The following is a 1,777-nucleotide window of genomic DNA, read 5'->3' as shown; positions in this document are numbered from 1 at the left end:
CAAAGCATAGCTCAGGATCCCTCTTCCGGAGGTCGTTGCTGCCACAAAAATTCAGGGTGTTGGGCTTTTTGTAGTCGCTTGACCGCTAGCATCCAGCAAGGCAAAGTTGCTGAAGCTAAAGCACTTCTCAACAACGCCAGCTTCCGTCTCCGTTTGAATGCGCCGCTCCGAGAGAATGTAGTACTTGCCCACCTTGGTGTAGAGATCTTCAAATTGGCTGCGCCCACCCTTTTGCTCGCCAGTCTTGGCGTCGTGATAGACAGAGTCGTAGCGGTGGGAGAGGTAGCCTTCGCCGGTGTCGTGGCTGCTGAAGGTGTGGATGGTCACCACTACTCCATGAATATGCCGATGCACCATGGTTACCTGGTTGTCGCGCACGTGGTAGCGATCCCCTTCGGCTTTGCCACCCACCAGGATCTCCACACTGCCATCGGGTAGGATCTGGCCATAGCGGAAAGTATTGTTCCCGTGGGTCTCGGCAAAGCTGCGGCGCACCCGGTGAATGGCAATCTCCCAAAGTTGATTGTGAATAGCTTTCCGGGCTTCCTCATCCTCCACGCCCGTAACCGTCGCTTTCAGGTCTGCCCCCACTCGCACCTGCCCCACAAAAGTACGCTCCCCATCCCAGTAGGTGACTTCGGCGCTGTAGCCCGGAAAGTCGGGATCCCAGGTGTAGCGATTTTCGTAGGCGGCCCGAAACAACTCTTCGGCAGAAACTTGGGTCGCGGTCATCGGGTGTCTCCTGTCTTACTGGCAAGCGCTTCTCATAGCCATCCATCATACTGCCCCTTGCTGCCAGGCTACTCCCCCAGCCGCCTGCGGCAAGAACCTGCATTTGTTGACATACTCCCTACCGGCTATAGCCTGCTTCCACACAGCGCTAAGACAGGGGTTTTCGCATCGCAAAGAGCTGGCATAGCTGATCCCCCATCCGCCACTGTAGGATAGAGGCACAGCCACTCGAGCTTCTCTTCCTGCCTCACGCCAAGTTTTGGCCTGCAAGCTTAGTTGCTGCTTTGATCCCCAGAGTATTCTCTGGAAAGAACTTTTCTATCTTTTTGTGGGTGAGGAGGAAGATTGAGAGATTTTTTTGACGATCGCGTCGGTAGGACGGAATCCCCAGCGCCTAACCTGTCGCCGGCCCAGACCAGAGTGGCAGCCCCGCCGGAGATGATGGGGCCGGTGCTGAAAATTGTCGGCAAGCAGACCTTGAGCGGCCACATTCCCATCGGCGGCGCGAAAAACTCGGCTTTGGCTCTCATGGCCGGATCCCTTTTGGCTCCTGCAGCTTGCCGAATTCACAACGTGCCACGCCTGCTGGACATTGAACGCATGGGGCAGATCCTGACCACCCTAGGGGTTAAGGTGTCCCATGTGGGCAATACCCTCGACCTGGATGCCAGCTCCCTCAAAACTTCCCAAGCTCCCTATGAATTGGTCAGCCAGTTACGGGCCAGTTTTTTCATCATCGGGCCACTGTTGGCGCGGCTGGGAGTGGCTAGAGTTCCTCTGCCCGGCGGCTGTGCCATCGGCTCCCGTCCGGTGGATCTGCATGTGCGGGGCCTGCAAGCGTTGGGGGCAACGGTTCAAATCGAGCACGGCGTGGTTCATGCCTATGCCCGCAAGCTGGTGGGAACCCGCATCTACCTGGACTATCCCAGCGTCGGCGCCACTGAAACTCTGATGATGGCCGCTACGCTGGCGGATGGGGAGACGGTCATCGAAAATGCCGCCCAAGAGCCAGAAGTGGCGGATTTGGCCCGTTTCTGTCAGGCAA

General features: G+C 57.5%; 1 protein-coding gene and 1 pseudogene. One reads left to right on the top strand and one right to left on the bottom strand.

From position 1 onward, the window contains the following. Positions 1–51: 51 nt before the first annotated feature. A complete protein-coding gene (locus NW835_RS04930; protein ID WP_414370894.1) occupies positions 52–732 on the bottom strand; it encodes a DUF3386 domain-containing protein in 681 nt (226 codons plus the stop codon). A 438-nt stretch (positions 733–1,170) separates the two neighbouring features. Between NW835_RS04930 and NW835_RS04925 the strand changes: the two are divergent. Beyond that, positions 1,171–1,777 (top strand): annotated as a pseudogene (locus tag NW835_RS04925) (UDP-N-acetylglucosamine 1-carboxyvinyltransferase); the annotation flags it as partial.

The organism is Synechococcus sp. OH2 (assembly GCF_047462155.1).
Lineage (GTDB): Bacteria > Cyanobacteriota > Cyanobacteriia > Thermostichales > Thermostichaceae > Thermostichus.
This window is presented reverse-complemented; position numbering and strand designations above follow the sequence as displayed.